The following is a 16,469-nucleotide window of genomic DNA, read 5'->3' as shown; positions in this document are numbered from 1 at the left end:
AATAATATTTGCGGAGTTTTAACTCGAATTGAAATATGCTAATAACGGTCATATACCTGACCGTTATTAGCATGGGGTGATTTAATTAAGATAGGTTTTTAATGATGTCGCTGAGATTAGATTTAACTAATAATAGACTGTCTATTATCGTTTTATCGTCACTGCTGTTTTTGCAACAGGCAACCAATTTTTCCAACTCTTCGCTGATTATAGAAAATGCATGATCACATTCAGTTGAAACTTCTGGCTTAGAAATTTTTAAAAATTTTCTCAATAAGAGCATCTGCTGATACCAACGAGAGAAGATCTCTGCTAAGTCAAAATTCGAGCTACTTGCTATCAGCCCGGGGTTTTCAATGAGTTTATCTAACGCCGTTAATCCTACGTAGTAAGATAAGTGACTTTCATTACTTTCTATTGCCTGCTTTGTTTGGAAATCAGTCACCAGCCGATTTAAAGTCTGCTCTTTTAGATCATTATCTTTATGGAATTTTCCATCACAGGTCACTGTAATCACCATGAAGGATCGAGACTTGTTATAAACTTCATGTGACTGCATGAAGTCGAGTCCTTTAAATCCTATGACGGTTTTCTCAAATTCCTGCTCCGTGATTTCACCAAAATATTGAAAGCTGCCATCGTATATCTGATATCCAGACGGTGTCTTTCCAACAAGCACGAAAGCGTGCGGGATAATATCATCGTCACCCAATTCAATATTCTCGAACAAAGGTCTCTTGATGTATTCTGATTCCGGCAAGCCATATGATGGTGAAAAGGGTAAGTAATAATCGCTTCCAGTCACAATCACTAAATGACCCAGTGCCAGCTCACTTTCGCAATAGTGGCGATATGCCTCATAATCTTCGAAAAACTGTTTATCGTAAGAGAAGGAATAGCATTCTTGTAGCGAAGGCCAACCTGACAGAGTGTCGTAGTTGACAGGCTTGCTGACTATTTTAGTGGCATTTTCGAACTGTTGTACCCCGATACCGAGCAGCGGGCTTCCGTCTACAACCTGCATGATGGCATCATCAGAGGTCAGGCCATGTTCATGTTTCAGCTTTTCCCGGACAGCCGAATAGAGGCAACTGGCAGAGCCAGGGTACATTTCAGGTGAAAAATGTTCATTGAACTGCCAGCCCTTATGCGTAGTTTCATCGTCACTTTGTAACGATGCGCTGATCTGAACCAGCGTTTGCCCTGATAGCAACATGCTCATGTTGACCGGCAGGTTGACAGATTTTGCCTTAGCAATCACTTGTACCGCTGAAAGTGAGGAGCCGCCGATAGAAATAAAATCATCATCCTCTTTAATGGTGTCTACCCCAAGGATAAGTTTCCAAATCGCGCTTAACTCATCAATCACGCTACGCTTTGCCTTTGGATGTGGATTGCTGCCTGCTTTAGACTGGCTAACCGGCTCTTCGGGCTTATCGGCTTGATATCCAAGATTTTTATTACCTGAGAATAGCGCCTGTAACCTTTTAATATCCGTCGGATATTTTGTGCCCCGTAGGGGGGTTGGCGGGAGATGAACTAAGCGGGGTTGCAAATCTGCCATTTCGGCATGCCAGTTTACATCAATTTTGAGCAGAGCCATTTTCCCTAATTTTTGTACCAGTTCACTGTGTTTGTTGATTTCTTCATTTTTGCGATCGAAACAGGAAATGCAGATATGATTAGCATGATAGTCTGAGTGGTTTTCAGCCAAGGTAGAAAGTCCATGCCCAGGGCCAACCTCGATAAACAAACAATTGCCTTCTTTTAGCACTTCAGTAATCGATTCTTTGAAACGAACAGGTTGGCGAATATGGTTCACCCAATAGTCATATTCGACCACTTTGTCTGTCTCTGCCCATTTGCCCGTCACGTTTGAAATGAAAGCAATTTGCGGTTTGTTAAAGGCTATTTCTCTGATAATGCCGGCATAATCGCCTAAGACAGGTTCCATATAGCGAGTATGGAAGGCTTTATTGACTCTCAGGCGTTTTGTCTTGATAGACTTCGCTTCACAATCGCTTTCAAAACTCGATATATCACTATCAGATCCCGCGACGACACAGAGATCACTGCTGTTATCCAGAGCAATTTCAAGGCTGCCTGTCAGTATTTCTTTAACACTCTCTGAAGAAGACATGACAGAAAGCATGACTGCATCTTCGGTAGATTGCATGAGTTTGCCACGCGCACAGATCATTTTGATGGCGTCTTCGAAAGAGAACACTTTTGCAAGAGCGGCAGCAACGTATTCACCCAGGCTATGGCCTATCATTGCGTCCGGTGTAACACCGTAGGATTTGAGTACCTGTGCCAGCGCATACTCGATAATAAAGAGTAATGGTTGAGCAAACTCGGTATTGTACAGGTTTCGATCTTCATCCCGGCTATGAAACAGAGATTTCAAATCGATTGAGCAGTATTTATCAGCAAGGGTAAATCCTTTATCACACCATTCCTTGAACAACCCATTGCTGTGGTATAGCTCATGCCCCATCGTGACGTATTGTGCCCCTTGTCCCGGGAACAAAAATACGACTTTTCTTTTCGTCGTACCGAGTTTCACCTTAACGTTATCTTTCTCGCCAGAAGATAGCGTCTTGATCAATGCGTCATAGTCACATGCAGAAGCCACAAACTGAGATGCCATAGGCTCTCTTTGCATCAGACTGTAAGCGATATCACTCACACTCATTTGCTGTTGGTTGTTCTCGACAAAGGTTTTTAGTTGTTGCTTGTAACATTGCAAGGATTTGTCATCTGGAGCCGATAGCACGATGGGCAGTCGGTTATCGACCTTTTTATTGAATGACTTATCTTTGCTGACTTGGGCTTCTTCAAGCACAACGTGGACATTCGTGCCGCCAATCCCAAAGGAGCTAACACCTGCCCGGATCGGGTTTCTCGTGTCGTTAAGTTCAGTATATTGATTGTTGACGATAAACGGGCTGTTTGTGACATCAATTTCTTTATTAGGCCGGGCATAATGTAGCGTGGGGGGTAAGATTCTGTTTTTGACAGCCAATGTGGCTTTAATCAGACCTGCGATCCCCGCCGCAGAATTAAGGTGCCCAATGTTCGACTTCACACTGCCGATTCTGCAATAGTTCTTTTTGTCTGTCGAAAAAGCCTGTTTCAGGGCGTTAAACTCGATGGGATCACCTAACGTTGTTCCCGTACCATGTGCTTCGACAAAATGAATGCTTTCTGCCATAACACTCGCGTCACGTAGCGCGGATTGAATGACTTCGACCTGCCCCTTGGTGCTCGGTGCGGTATAACCCACTTTCATTCCGCCATCGTTATTAATCGCCGTTCCGATTATCGTGGCGTAAATGTTGTCGTTGTCGGCTAACGCCTGTTTTAAAGGTTTCAGGACTACGATACCGACGCCATCACCAAATACCGTGCCACTGGCCTGAATATCAAAGGCGCGACATTTTCCATCTTTTGAATGAATCATACCTTCTTCAAAGACATATCCCGCCTTGATTGGCAAAGTGATAGAAACACCGCCAGCTAACGCAATATCGCATTCACCTGCACGCAATGACTTAACCGCTTCATTGACCGCCACCAGCGAGGATGAGCATGCCGTTGAAAGCACCATGCTTGGCCCAGTGAGATTCAGTTTATATGACACGATGGTTGACATATAATCTTTGTCCGCGACGGTCATCGCGCTGTATTGACCCGCACTCCCTTCCGCTGTAGCCATCGCTTGTGCCAACCATTGCAAATTCCCCGATGCTGAGGCATACAGTCCAATTTTTGCGCGGTTGTCTTTCGTTGCTATCCTGGCATCCTGCAATGCTTGCCAGCAACAAGTATGTAAGGCTCTGACTTGTGGGTCCATCTGGCGGGCTTCATAAGGGGTATAGCCAAAGAATTCAGCATCAAATTCGCCTGCATTTGGGAAGACGCCTTTAGCACGGATATAGTTAGGATTTTCCAGCAAGCCTGAATCAATCCCTTCCTCACTTAATTCTTCCTTACTGAAAGTGGTGACTGACTCCTTGCCAAACGTCAAATTCTCCCAAAACTCATGAATGTTCTCTGCACCCGGAAAAGTGCCGGCTAAACCTACGATAGCAATTTGTCTGTCAATCGGGGTACTGGACTGATTAAGTTGTGCTGACGGGTCGCGGTGCTGATTTAAGGTGTCTGAATGTTCTGCCTGCTCGCCAGTATCATGGGTGATCCCATACTGGTTCACGATAAAGTCAGCAAGCAATTCAGAGGTCGGATAGCTAAACATATCGACAACTGAAAAATCCATATCCAGAGCATCTGTCAGTCGCTTGTTGACCTGAACCATATCCAGAGAGTTTGCACCTAGCTCAAAGAAGTTATCGTCACGGCTAATATTTGTGACCTTTAAAAAGTCCTGCCAAACAGAGACGATGGTACCGACTATTTGCGCTTTTGAGACGACGGCTCTTTGAGAATGATTAAATTCATTGAGTTTGAACGGTTTTAAATGCCCGCCAACCCATTGCTCAAATCGTTTATCTAAATCCCCTGTAGAAATAATAAGCTGGCCTCTCAGGGGAGACTGTAAAGCACACTCCAGGATTTTCAGACCTTCATCAGGCTCGATTAAAAGCTGGTCAAGAGATGAACCGATTGGATCTCCTGAGTTATTGCGTTCGAACACCCACCCGTCCCAGTTGACGCTGATCCAAGGCTTGCCCTGACTATTTTGTTGCTTTGCAAAAGTGTCGGCAAACGAACTGACCGAGCTATAGGCTGAGAAGCTCAATCCTCCGAGTACTGAGGCAATTGAGGAGCAGAGTAGACAAAAATCTAAGGGTTTGTTTTCTGTCAGTTCAGCTAAAATCTTATAAGCCTCAACTTTAGTCTCAATCTGAGGAGTGCAATCTTCTAGCGTTAGTTTGTTGATCCCTTGGAAAGAGTTGCCACGGGTCACCCCGGCTGCACAGATAATGCCGTGCAAACAACCATACTGTTCTTCAATCGCATCTAATAAAACCTGCATTTCATGCTTATCGCTAACATTTGAAGAATAGTAGGCCACCTCCCCTTTACCTAGCTCTGAGAGTTCATCAAGGCGTTGCAGAATTTCCGCTTCAGGATGATCGATAGAGGCTAATTGCTTCCATTCATGTTTACCCGGAAGTACCCGTCGACCAGATAATATAACCTTCGCGCCGTATTCCTTAATCAGATATTCCGCAAACAGTAAACCTAAATCACCCAGTCCACCGGTGATCAGATATACACCCTCATTTTTGAGCAGCGTGTTCTCTTTTAATAAACCAGCTCTCAGTTTGTGATATGCCAGCGTTGAGCGACCCGTTTGCGTTCGATTGACAATAAAACGTTCATCAGTCGCTAACAGCTCTTCAGTGAGTATTTCACATTGTCTTTCAATGGATTCTAAAGGAGAGATTTGGACTAACCGAGGATGGCATTTGCTGACTTCTTGCGTGATGACCTTAACAAGCCCATTGAGCATAGTATGTTCAGGTTGTTTCGTGTTTGCCAGCAATAAGCGGAAATCCGTCATACTTCCTGAAGTTGTCCAGGATTGTATGAGCGTGATAACAGAAAACCACGATGTTTCTAGATCACGCTGTCCAGACAGAGGCCAGGCAAATATAACTGAATCAGGCAGCAGTGCGTCTTGCTTCAATTCATCAATCAGTTTGCCGAAATGTCTTTTATCTCCCGGAACAAGCGTGATGACATTCTCAGCAGATGTATAAGCATCAGCGGGTAACACAAATTTTATTGATTTTTCGTCTAGTTTCAGACTGTTACAAAGCGGTTGACACCACGTTATATCGGGCACAAAACACAACGCGACTCTGATATCCGACCGAGTCGCTTCATCCGGCAAGGAAATATCTTCCCATGCTTCCGTATATAGCCACTCCGAGATTTGATTCTTCTGGATTTTCGTTTCTGACGCTTTTTCACTACCCTTTGCAGCTAAAACAGAGGCGCCCATCACCATGTTCTCACCAGCAAATTGATATCCGGGTAAGCTGATCCGTTTCGGGTGGGTGTTTTGATAGAGTAATGGCCAATTAACGGAAATGCCTCTCATCCAAAGTTGACCAACCAATTTCAGCAAATAATTTCTATCATTTTCTGCTTCCAAAGGATGTCGCATCATATTGAATGTCAAGATATTGGCATCGCTTGCCGCAATCTGTTTGACAAACGTTGACAGCGTTCTTCCCGGACCGACTTCTAAAAATACATTGAGCCCCGGCTTTTCCAGACAAGTCATGATGCCTGCGTGAAACTCGACGGCCTGACACAAGTGTTCAACCCAGTAATCCACTGAGTTAGCCTGACTTGGCGTAATCCACTGGCCCGTTACGTTAGATATATAGGCTTTAGTCGGTTTCTGCCAATTGACCTCAGCCAAAGCGGCTTTGAATTTTTCCGCCCCTGGCTTCATCATCGGAGTATGGAATGCGTGGGACGTCTTCAAAAGGCGAGTACGGAAGTTTTTGTCAACTAAACGCTGTTGTACCTTCTCAATATCAGCTTGTGAACCCGCTATAACACAGGAGTTCGGTGAATTCACCGTCGCTAACGCCACTTTATCCGTCAAAAACGGTTCGAGATCATCTCTGCCCGCAGCAACACTTAGCATCACGCCAGGCTCACATTCCTGCATGATAATGCCGCGGGTAGCGACAAGCTTAAGCCCCTCATCTAACGTCATGACGCCGGCCATTGTCGCCGCCACATATTCACCGATGCTGTGGCCAATCATTGCCTTAGCTTCGATCCCCAATAATTCGAGAGTCTTGGCTAATGAATAGGAAATAGCGAAAATGACGGGTTGGGTAATCTGCGTATTCTGGAGTTTTTCAGAATCCTCTTCACTGTCCCCAGAATAAAGTAACCCAATGAGATCGATACTAAATTGACTGCTTAGTCGTTCGTGACATTCATCAAGGAGGGTCTTAAAGATCTCTAGCTCTTGGTATAAATCTTTTGCCATATTGACATATTGAGAACCTTGGCCGGGGAACATGAATACGATACCCGACGTTTGATCTGGCAGAGCTTCCGGCAACGTGTTCGAATCTTTGAGGCTATGCAGCGCTTCTTTGAGTGCTTCGACATTCTCTGCGACAAGTGAAGTCCGGTAGTCATAGTCACCTCTGCCAACCTGAAGTGTGTAGGCAATATCACTCAGAGAATACGAGTGCTGCTCTTCGTCTAAGAAGTCGCCTAGTCTCGCCATGGTCTTAACCAAACCTTCGCGGCTCTTACTCGACAATGTAATCAGTTCAGCTTGACACTGACTGCTGGCGGGTTGCTCTTCAATTGACTGCACAGTGATGTGAACATTTGTTCCACCTATACCAAACGAGCTAACGCCCGCCGTTCTGACACGGCCATGACTTACCCAATCGGCAGCAACATCGGTTAAACGGAATCGCGTGTTTTCGAGAGACGTATGTTTGTTTTCTGTGCCATGACACGATGGCGGTATCTTTTGATGTTTCAACGCGAGCAGTGTTTTAATAAAACTCGCGACACCCGATGCCGTATTCGTATGACCAATATTGGATTTCACGCTGCCGATAAAACAATCTCTGGCATTTATTTCCGTGACACCTAAGGCGTCTTTGATGCCTTCCAGCTCGACTTCATCGCCAACCCGTGTTGCTGTACCGTGTGCCTCCAGGTATTCAACATCACTCGCCTGAATTGCTGCCATTTTTAGTGATTGTTTAACACAGGCCGCCTGCCCGTCTGCGTTAGGTGCTGTAAATCCAGCTTTTTCATGGCCATCATTATTGACGCCATAACCCGCAATGACGCCATAGATATGATCATTATCTCTAATTGCATCATCCAGCCTTTTTAATGCGACCATGCCGATACCATCGCTGAAAACGGTTCCACTGGCATCTTGGGTGAAAGGTCGGCAATGGCCGTCTGCACTATTCACCATGCCCTTAGCATAGGTATAACCACTTTTTATCGGTGTCACGACAGAAACACCGCCAGCCAAGGCTAAATCACATTGATTGATCTGTAAACTTTGACAGGCAAGAGTGATGGCAAGTGCCGAACTCGAACAGGCACTTTGTACCGTGACAGCCGGCCCCGTGAGATTTAACTTATAGGCGATTCTCGTGGTGAGGAATTCGCGATCATTTAAGAGTGCAACGCCAAATTGCTCTGTGGTGTCTTGTATCTCTTCTTTTAGTAAATCTAACCATGCATGATTTGAACCTGAAGAGGCAAACAGGCCAGTAACCGGGCGATATTTTGGGTTTCCGTATCCAGCATCATCCAGCACTTGCCATGTCACTTCATGGAGCAAGCGAAACTGAGGGTCCATATATTGTGACTCACGTGCAGTATAGCCGAACGCTGTCGGATCAAAACTCAGTGAATCTGCAACAATTCCCTTTGCCTTAATATAGTTTTTCGCTTTTAACGTGTGAGCAGAGATTCCGGCATCAATCAATTCATCGTCAGTAAAAAAGGAAATACCTTCTTTACCCTGTAGCAGGTTATTCCAATATTCTTGTATATTTTTACTTCCCGGAAAGCGTCCACTCATACCGACTACCGCGATGGCATGCTCTGGATAATCTTGATAAGTTCTGTTTTTGTTATTCAGTACCTTGCGCTTTTTAGTTACTTTCGATTTTTTTGGCTGCCCTTGAGATTTATTACCGATCATGCCGAGTAACTTTTCAGTCATCTTCTGGCAATTGGTGTAACGATAAAAATCGCTGATAGATAAATTTACCGAATAAGTGTTATTAATTTTTTCGTGTAGTTGGACAATATCTAAAGAACTTGCGCCAATGTCGAAAAAGTTATCATTTTGTGAGATCTTTTGATTGGAGAAATATTCCTGAAAAATCTTTAATAAATGCTGTGGTAAACCTTCAATATCAATTTCATCATCAACAAACACACTGTCACTTTCTACTTCTGCATGTAAAACGTCCGTGGTTTCAGCGGCTATTGCAGGTTTAAATTCAATTCTATTGGGGAGTTCTTCGTATTCTAAGTCTTCGACCGAAACCGTTTCAGTGCGCATTGGAAACTCTTGCAAAACAACGTGCGCATTAGTTCCTCCGACGCCAAATGCACTGACACCGGCGCATATCAGTTCGTTATCACTGCTGTGCCAAGGTTTAGTCTCTGTGTTGACATAAAATGGCGTGTTTTCCAGTTCTAATTTTGGATTCGCCTTTTCAAAATGAATCGAAGGCACCAAGGTTTTAAAGTAAACGCAAAGCGCTGATTTTATCAGTGATAAAATCCCTGCCGCTGCATCACAGTGACCCACATTCGATTTTACAGAGCCGATAGCACAAGATTGGCTATTTTTGAAAACCGCGTTAAGCGCGGAAATTTCAATGGGATCGCCCAGTAAAGTTCCCGTGCCATGTGCTTCTATATAGCTTATTTGATCAGGCGTAACCTCAGCAAAATCGAGTGCGGATCGAATAACATTTTGTTGTCCTAAAACGCTTGGTGCAGTAAAGCTTATTTTATCACTACCATCGTTGTTGACAGCACTGCCTTTAATAACGGCGTAAATTTTGTCGTTATCTTCAATGGCATCACTCAGCCTTTTAAGCACGACAACACCCACACCATTGCTGAAGACGGTGCCACATGCATTTGCATCGAATACTCTTGTTTTACCATCCGGGCTATTAATCATCCCCTCTTGGTACAAATAACCACTTTGATGGGGATGGGTTATGCTGACACCACCGGCTAATGCAACATCGCATTCACCCGCTTGAAGTGCCTGGCATGCTGTATGTACCGCAACTAAAGAGGTAGAACACGCCGTTTGGATCGTTATAGACGGCCCGCGTAAATTAAGCAGATAGGAAATCCGAGTACAAAAAGAAAGATCATTTAGCGTTGCAACGTGAAACTGCTCTGCGGAAGAATTAAATTCCGTGTTTAATGCTTTAAACCATGACCACTGACTACTTGCTCCGGCATACACGCCAATTTGTCCGGGGTAAGTCTCAGTATCAATATTTGCGTGTTTTAGCGCTTGCCAGCAGCTCTCTATCATTAAACGGATTTGTGGATCCGTTTTCTTGGCGTCCGAATGATTTATACCGAAATAATCTGCGGCGAAATGAAATGGCTTATTAATGACGCCTTTAGCTGGAATGTAATTTTTGTTTAAATAATATTCTTCTGATACGCCATTGCTTTTTAGTATTTCATTTGTGAATCTGCTAACACCCTCTTTTCCATCTCGGAGCATTTCCCAATAGTCACGAATATTGTCAGCACCAGGAAACTGACCTGCCATTCCAATTATGGCAACCTCAAGCCCAGTAAAATTATTTCCCATATTTAACCTTTAATTATAGTCAGTAGGTAGCGAAATATTAAAATTAATAATCCCTATAGCGTAATTACCAAGTGCCTTGTATTTTACAGTGAAGTTTATGGTGAGTAGGCCATGGGAACCTTCCCCATAGCCTCTTACAGAACGGTACATAAATCTCTCAGTATCCGCGCTGTTCTCTTATTTTTATGCAACGATAGAGTCTTTGCGGAAAAATTTTCTCAGAGCATGTTGTGATATGAGTATTTGTTGAATTTGGTTGGTTCCTTCGATAATTTCTAATACTTTGGCTTCGCGATATAATCTTTCAACCGGGAAGCGATTAGATATTCCATTTCCGCCAAGAACCTGAACCGCGTTATTTGCAACCAACATCGCAACCGATGAGCTATAGTATTTCGCTATGTTAATTTCCATAAGCGAATTATGATCACCTTGATTCCTCAGATAACCAATTTTTTCGCAAGCCGATTTGGCTGCATAAAATGCCGTTGTTGAGTCGGCGATCAGCCCTTGAATTAATTGATGCTGGCCAATTTTTTTGCCAAATTGCTCTCTTTTTCGGGCATAAGTGACCATTTCTTCCAGCGCCGCATGTGCGATAGCCACACCAGCCCAAGCAATGCTATAGCGGCCATAAAACAGTGCAGCGTTCGCTACGAAGCTAAATCCCGTGCCCTCACGGCCAATCAAACTGTCCTTTGGCACTTCTACGTTATCAAAATGCAGCTCGGACAAATGGGCTCCCCGGCTTGCCATCAAACCACGCATTGGCTTACGCGTTAATCCTTGAGTTCCCATCTCAACGATAAAAGCACTGACTTTTTCATCGTGCTTCGCAAATACCAGGAATAAATCAGCAACGCCTGAATAGGTGATCCATTTTTTATGACCATTAATGACAAACCCATTTTCAGTTGGCTCGTACATGGTGCTAATTGCATTGGCATCTGTGCCCGCTTCTGGCTCCGATAAAGCAAAACAAGCGATTTTTTCACCTTTTGCCATTGCGGGTAAGTATTTCTCTTTTTGCTCTTGTGTCCCAAGCTTTACCAGCGTTTCCCCGACCAGACTGGTGTGAACGGTCAATAGAGCACGAGTCGAGTTACAGCCTTTACCTATCTCTTCTGTTAAATAACCATAAGAGAGAGGATCTATTCCTTGTCCACCGTATTCTTTAGGGAGGATAGAACCGAGCAAACCAAGATCGGCCATCTCACGCATGATTTCCCGCGGTACTTCGCCTTGCTCATCAAATAAACCTGCTGATGGTCGCAGTACTTCATCTGAAAATTTCTTGGCTATTCCGACTAAAGGGTGAATATCATATTCCATATCGTAAATCTCATCCTCTTACTTTATTAACTAATTCCAGCATTTTATTTATAGAAACAAAATTTTCCCGTTCTATATATTCATCTGGAATTGAGATGGAAAATTTATCTTCAATAAAACAAAGTAAACGCATGGAAAAAAGCGAGTTTACCAAACCATTTTCAAATATATTCGTGTCATCTAACAATTCAATATCATCATCAAACACTGTCATATTATTTTCAATAAATTCACGGATCTCTTTAGATATTACGTCTGAATCTTTCATTGTTATCTCCAATTACTTTATAATGACATCAACATAGTGTGGTAAATCAGGAACTTGCTCTAGATCATTATAAAATATAATAGTATCGTCAGGATGCTTCTCTATTTCTTTAAATCCTGAAAATTGGTAAGTGACAAACATCTGGCGGTTGCGCGGAGTCCGTTTAAACTCAGCATGCAATTTACGGCCGTGTTCTTTCGCCTGTTGCATAATAAAAGTTAACGCGATACTACCCACCCCTCGCGAAAGTGTTCTACAAGACATCAACAGGAGTTTGATATAGTCGGTATTATCTTTATAGTGGACTAAAGCCAAACCTATTTTTCCATAAGAACCATATTTATCGACCAGTTCAAACACGAAAAGCGCATATTCTTCCGAGTTCATGAGTTGACTCAATTGCTCGCGGCTATAAGTTATACCGGTAGAATTAAGTTGATTTGTACGCTGAGTGAGTTCCTCTGCTCTGAGCAGATCTTCGGGCTCGGCTTTGGAAATATAGAATTTCATATCAAGTTGGCTGAGAAATTCTTCAGAAGCACCGACAAATGTCTCTTCTTCTTCTTTACGAAGTATATCGTCTTGATAACGTTGCCTTCTTAATTTGGCATCGTCTGATACCTCCATATTAGCAATACGCGGTAAACTTAATATTGATTCGTATTCTAAAGCGTCAATGCAGGTAACTTCAGGAAACTTTGAATTAACCTCATCTCTTTCTAAAATCTGATCATCAACGAAAATAAATGTATCGGCAGAAATATTCAGACTCTTCTGAATTTTTTCAATTGATGAAGATTTAGGGCCCCAGTTAATTTGAGGGTAAACGAAATACTGTTCTAAATTGAATTTTTTCAACATATCTAGTGCGTCACTGGCATCATTCCTACTCGCAATAGATTGTAAAATTCCCATTTTATCTAATTGGTCGATTAACTTTTCTATCCCATTTTTTAACTTCAGATCATCTTGTTCTGATAGGATACCCGTCCATATTGTATTATCTAAATCCCAGATGACACATTTGACTGGCTTTTTATTGAGTTCTATTTTTTCTATTAAATCGTCCATAAATAACTCGCAGTTCTAATTTTTGTAATTGAAGAAACCTTTACCGTTTTTTCTGCCGAGATTGCCGGCTTCAACCATTTTCTTTAAAAGAGGGCAGCAGCGGTATTTTGGATCTTGGTAACTTTCATAAAGTACATGTAATGAATTAACGACGGTGTCTAGCCCGATCAAATCTGCGGTTTCCAATGGCCCCATTGAATGACCATAGCCATCTTTAAAAATTCGATCGATGTCTTGGGGAGTCGCTACACCATCCTGCACGAGAAAAGCCGCTTCATTCATGAATAAATGAGATAGCCGGTTGGAGACAAACCCAGGGAAATCCTCAACCACCACAGCATTCTTTTTGAGGCTAGCTAAAAACTGTTTTGCAGAATCGAGTGTCTGTTCAGATGTGTGGAAGCCTTTGATGACTTCTACACATTTCTTTATCAGCACTGGGTTCATGAAATGCAAACCAATAACTTGTTGAGGAAATGGAAGACTTGCAGCGATTTTAGTAATTGATATACAGCTAGTGTTCGCTGCCACATAAGTGTTTGCGTTTAAATAAGGGGTTAATTTTTCATAAACGCTTTTCTTAGCAGACCAGTCCTCTTTAACATTCTCGATGACCCAATCACTGCCTTCTATCTCTTCATAGCACTGAGTAATGCGAATTCGTTCCTTTAGCTTTGAGATGTCAACAGATTTTAATGTAGGTTCGAGCATACGGTATAAACGGAATTCACTAGAAATTCGCGATGCAATGTTTTCTAATACATGAGGATCTTTATCTATCAGTAATACATCATGATCATAGGCTGCGCATACCATCGCAGTATCTAATCCCATCACGCCTGCGCCAATAATTGATATTTTCAATTTATATCTCCTTTTAAAATTATTTAAATCAGGATTTAGAAAAAATTAAATTATTAAGTATCCTAACTGCTTCTTCCAATATTCATTCGAATCTGACAACTTCAGTCAAGCCATAGATAAATGACGAAAATACCTCTTTTCCCATCACGTCACGCGACTACGGGGAGGAGCACCAATGGCTAAGTTTTTTGATTGGGGAAAAAGTAAGTGTTTTAATCGCTATATTAACGGTTTTAGTTCGCTTGTTAATACCGGAGTCATTAGGGTAACGAAGCAGAATGTACATCAGATGAAGGATGGAATGGATGAAGCCTCTTAATACGTGTAAAAGAAAGTGGGGTACTTTCTTCACCATCAAAACAGTAGTAATCGCTAGATCAATGAGCAGATTTTGTTCTATCGCTTTATGTTAGAGAACGAGATTGTTAACGTTCGAACCCACACTCAACCCTTTTCTGGATGTCTGTTCAATCTCCTAAACTTTTCCTCTAAAAACGCTACCGCCCTTAAGTAAGGGCCTTAATACCTGATCTAGCTCCATGCTGTACTTGCTTTTGTTAGCTCTAACGGCCTATAAGAATGCATTCCAAATCATAAATAAGTTAATAATTGGCGAAACTATAAGCTTCTCAAGGTTAATAATACTGCGTTTTTTATCACGCTAGTTTCATAAAAACAATTTTAATATCAATGGCTTTTATGATTTGCGTATTAGGTAAAAAAACTGTCAACGTTTACTAAAAATGAGTTGATATTTAAACCTATCTCGATAGGTTTTATTAATAAATATTAAGGTCTATGCTTTTATGATGGTGATAAATTAATGAACAAGAAGACAACAACACAATGGCTCATTTCTGATGAACTGTGGCAAAAAATGGAACCCTTACTACCCGTGCCTAAAACCCACCATCCCTTAGGATGTCACCGCCATCGAGTGGATAACTGGGCAGCCATGAATGCCATCTTTCATGTGTTACGAACGGGATGTCCGTGGAATGCCCTGAATGTGACAGGTCTCTGTTCTTCAAGTAGTGCCCATCGTCGTTTTCAGGAATGGCTGGCAACGGGAGTATTTGAGCGCTTCTGGCAAAACGGGCTGCTTACCAGTGAAAAAATCGGTGATATTGATTTGACAAAACTGGGTCTGGATAAACACCTCCCCAAAACGCCCCCTGCGAGGTCGAAAAAACAGAAGATTGCCAGATAAAGTCTAAACCGTTTCCAGCGCCCTACTGCCTGGGATATGGTCATAACAGTAACGTAACTGCGGGTTGCTAATGCCATCTGTTCCTTCTTCGCGGTAAAGTACTCTCTTCATAACTAGTTAAATAATAAAAAAACCACCTGTACAACAGGTGGAATCCAGATAACCGCGATATGTATTTCGTAGCTGTCATATTCTTGATCTATACTATCGCCCCTTTTTTAACAGACAAAAACACCATGGAACGCTTTCTCGAAAACATAATGTATGCCTCTCGCTGGCTACTTGCCCCCGTTTATTTTGGTTTGTCACTGGCACTGCTTGCCCTTGCCGTTAAGTTCTTTCAGGAAATTATTCATATCCTGCCGCATATCTTTTCCATTGCTGAATCCGACCTGATCCTGACACTACTTTCTCTGATTGATATGGCGTTGGTTGGCGGGCTGCTGGTGATGGTCATGTTTTCTGGTTATGAAAACTTTGTTTCAACTCTGGATATCTACGAACACAAAGAGAAATTGAGCTGGCTGGGGAAAATGGATGCCACTTCTCTCAAAAATAAAGTAGCGGCCTCAATTGTTGCTATCTCATCCATTCACTTGCTGCGTATCTTTATGGATGCCAAAAATATTCCGGACAATAAACTGATGTGGTATGTCATTATCCATCTGACTTTTGTGATGTCCGCATTTGTGATGGGCTATCTCGATAAGCTTACCCGCCACAAGCACTAAACGCCCCTTCAATCAGATACCTCATCTTATTCCCCTGATGCCAGTTGATCACAGTCAACTGGCATAACGATGATTCATCTCTTCTGCGAACCCACGTCCATGGCCTCTTTCTGTAGCGTCTCCATAAACCTGTCCACCACCATTTCGACCACATCACTTCGGGTTGTCTCAAGCCGATTGGCCAGCCCGTCAATTTTTCGAATGACGGACATCCTCAAGGAGAGAGAAACAGGCTTCTTCTTCTCCTTATCAAGGAAAACATGGCTGATAGCTTCTTCGGCCTTGAGACTATTATTTTGGATGAGCAATTCTTCAATTCTACGTACATCCTTTTTAGTCAGTGTGCCTTTATCGACCAATTGATAGGTATTCCCCATTTTGCTGAACCGGATATCAGCACAATAGAGATCGCGTAGTTCCCTCAATGCGCGGGTCAGTGTCGGTTCTGAACAATTCAGCTCTCGAATCATTCTCACTTTGCTAACGGGTTTCTCATGCGACAGTAATAAGGTCAACCTGAAATTTCTAAATTGCTTGGGGCTAAGTAACATCGTTTAAATTACCAAGTCAGGGATAACTAAACAAAAAATCCCTAATGTTAATCATAGGCATAGCGTCCAGCATAGCTCCTACCACAAGTAAATCAAT

General features: G+C 42.7%; 8 protein-coding genes and 1 pseudogene. 2 read left to right on the top strand and 7 right to left on the bottom strand.

The genetic code is table 11. From position 1 onward, the window contains the following. Positions 1-85: 85 nt before the first annotated feature. The 6 genes from NXS07_RS07810 to NXS07_RS21815 all read right to left on the bottom strand — a co-directional run bounded on the left by NXS07_RS07810 (position 86) and on the right by NXS07_RS21815 (position 14,235). Positions 86-10,345 carry a type I polyketide synthase gene (locus NXS07_RS07810; RefSeq protein ID WP_258086493.1) on the bottom strand — a complete coding sequence of 3,420 codons (10,260 nt, stop codon included), beginning with the start codon at positions 10,343-10,345 and terminating at the stop codon, positions 86-88. 183 nt (positions 10,346-10,528) lie between these two features. After that, on the bottom strand, positions 10,529-11,677 hold the full coding sequence (locus NXS07_RS07805; protein ID WP_038197609.1) for an acyl-CoA dehydrogenase family protein: 1,149 nt from the start codon (positions 11,675-11,677) through the stop codon (positions 10,529-10,531). A gap of 10 nt (positions 11,678-11,687) precedes the next feature. Next, positions 11,688-11,945, bottom strand: coding sequence for an acyl carrier protein (locus tag NXS07_RS07800; protein ID WP_038186223.1), 258 nt, complete (start codon positions 11,943-11,945; stop codon positions 11,688-11,690). Between the two features lie 12 nt (positions 11,946-11,957). Continuing rightward, entirely contained in the window at positions 11,958-13,016 is a 1,059-nt protein-coding gene (locus NXS07_RS07795) for an HAD-IIIC family phosphatase (RefSeq protein ID WP_258086492.1), read from the bottom strand. Positions 13,017-13,031: 15 nt separating this feature from the next. Then, positions 13,032-13,880, bottom strand: coding sequence for a 3-hydroxyacyl-CoA dehydrogenase family protein (locus NXS07_RS07790; protein ID WP_258086491.1), 849 nt, complete (start codon positions 13,878-13,880; stop codon positions 13,032-13,034). 157 nt (positions 13,881-14,037) lie between these two features. Next, positions 14,038-14,235: a hypothetical protein gene (locus tag NXS07_RS21815; RefSeq protein ID WP_368859247.1), complete on the bottom strand. Its 198-nt coding sequence runs from the start codon at positions 14,233-14,235 to the stop codon at positions 14,038-14,040. A gap of 468 nt (positions 14,236-14,703) precedes the next feature. Here NXS07_RS21815 and NXS07_RS07780 point away from each other — a divergent pair. Beyond that, positions 14,704-15,072 (top strand): annotated as a pseudogene (locus NXS07_RS07780) (transposase); the annotation flags it as partial. Positions 15,073-15,326: 254 nt separating this feature from the next. Continuing rightward, the gene (locus NXS07_RS07775) at positions 15,327-15,821 is read left to right on the top strand and encodes a TIGR00645 family protein (RefSeq protein WP_012988267.1); all 495 of its coding nucleotides are present in this window, start codon (positions 15,327-15,329) and stop codon (positions 15,819-15,821) included. Positions 15,822-15,895: 74 nt separating this feature from the next. Here the strand turns inward: NXS07_RS07775 and NXS07_RS07770 are convergent, their stop codons facing one another. Next, entirely contained in the window at positions 15,896-16,372 is a 477-nt protein-coding gene (locus tag NXS07_RS07770) for a hypothetical protein (protein ID WP_038197603.1), read from the bottom strand. Positions 16,373-16,469 lie beyond the last annotated feature (97 nt).

Origin of the sequence: Xenorhabdus bovienii (assembly GCF_024721015.1) — a bacterium.
Taxonomy (GTDB): Bacteria; Pseudomonadota; Gammaproteobacteria; order Enterobacterales; family Enterobacteriaceae; genus Xenorhabdus; species Xenorhabdus bovienii.
This window is presented reverse-complemented; position numbering and strand designations above follow the sequence as displayed.

Excerpts from the sequence above, each read along its gene's own strand:
- NXS07_RS07775 (WP_012988267.1), top strand. The coding sequence starts at position 15,327 with ATGGAACGCTTTCTCGAAAACATAATGTATGCCTCTCGCTGGCTACTT.
- NXS07_RS07795 (WP_258086492.1), bottom strand. The coding sequence starts at position 13,016 with ATGGACGATTTAATAGAAAAAATAGAACTCAATAAAAAGCCAGTCAAA.
- NXS07_RS21815 (WP_368859247.1), bottom strand. The coding sequence starts at position 14,235 with ATGGTGAAGAAAGTACCCCACTTTCTTTTACACGTATTAAGAGGCTTC.
- NXS07_RS07810 (WP_258086493.1), bottom strand. The coding sequence starts at position 10,345 with ATGGGAAATAATTTTACTGGGCTTGAGGTTGCCATAATTGGAATGGCA.
- NXS07_RS07805 (WP_038197609.1), bottom strand. The coding sequence starts at position 11,677 with ATGGAATATGATATTCACCCTTTAGTCGGAATAGCCAAGAAATTTTCA.
- NXS07_RS07800 (WP_038186223.1), bottom strand. The coding sequence starts at position 11,945 with ATGAAAGATTCAGACGTAATATCTAAAGAGATCCGTGAATTTATTGAA.
- NXS07_RS07770 (WP_038197603.1), bottom strand. The coding sequence starts at position 16,372 with ATGTTACTTAGCCCCAAGCAATTTAGAAATTTCAGGTTGACCTTATTA.